At 38.9% G+C, this 1,020-nt stretch carries 1 protein-coding gene; it reads left to right on the forward strand.

Annotated features, from left to right (window positions below; all coding sequences use genetic code 11):
* Positions 1-210: 210 nt before the first annotated feature.
* A complete protein-coding gene (locus tag GNE10_RS34770) occupies positions 211-657 on the forward strand; it encodes a hypothetical protein (protein WP_397326716.1) in 447 nt (148 codons plus the stop codon).
* The last annotated feature ends 363 nt before the right edge of the window (positions 658-1,020 follow it).

Raw genomic sequence — 1,020 nt, forward strand, 5'->3', positions numbered from 1 at the left:
GCTCAAAACCTTGAAATTACGTTAATTTTTGGTCACGCTATGGTTCAAAATTTGGTCATGCGGGGGGTAAAATCACAGCTCGTCTCGCTTCAAACAGCTACAAAGCACACCTTGTTAATTCAAAGAACAAACATCTTCCCCATGTATTACACGGTTGACTGACATCTAAAAATTGTTTAGCTTTACGGTGTAATACATGGAAAAATTTTGATGAAACGCGATATTCAAGGAAAGTTTGCAATCAAAAATGATGACTACCGTTTAGTCCGTTCTCTGAGACTCACCGATGAAACTTGGAAAGTTTTGGGTATTGCAGCAGAATGCAACGGTTTAACTAGGGCTGACTATTTAGAACAAATTGTGCGGGACAATACCTTACCAAGTATTACACGAGATGAAGAACAACTTCTACCAAGTAATACATGGGGAGCAGATTCCCTTTCTCTGTGTATTACACCAAATAATGAGCATCCTCAAACGTCAACCACTTTACTGCCCCAACTAGAAGCACTTGAAGCTTTACGCGATAAGCGAAGCTTGCTCGCTGCGCGAGATCGCATTTTGTTGGAACTGAAGTTAGGTAAGCAAGCCACTGGATACAAAACGGCACTTAAAGCTCTTAATCGTTTCATTGCTGAATTAACTAATCGAGCATAGGCGTTTTCGCAATTCGCCAACAGTGTCTTCGCTACTTTTACCCCAATTTCTACTTCTGATTCTGCTAGATGGGCAATTATTTTACTCACAGCATTGTGGCAAGTTTTATCCGTATCTAAAACTTGTGATAAAAATGTCCACAAATTTATTAATGGGTCAAATAATCTCTTTCTATATTTAATTTTTAGCTCAGAAATTGCTTGTTTAATTGCAGGTTCTGGCAACAGTTCTTTAAAAGGTAGTCCTAAACTCTGGCTAAATTTATCCTTGAGGATTTGTACTCTTACAGGACTTACGCAACTGGCACAGGCGATCGCTAAATCATAGTATTTGTGTACTATTACAAGTACTGCAACTAGCACG

The organism is Nostoc sp. 2RC, assembly GCF_014222165.1.
In the GTDB taxonomy this organism is placed as follows: domain Bacteria; phylum Cyanobacteriota; class Cyanobacteriia; order Cyanobacteriales; family Nostocaceae; genus Nostoc; species Nostoc linckia.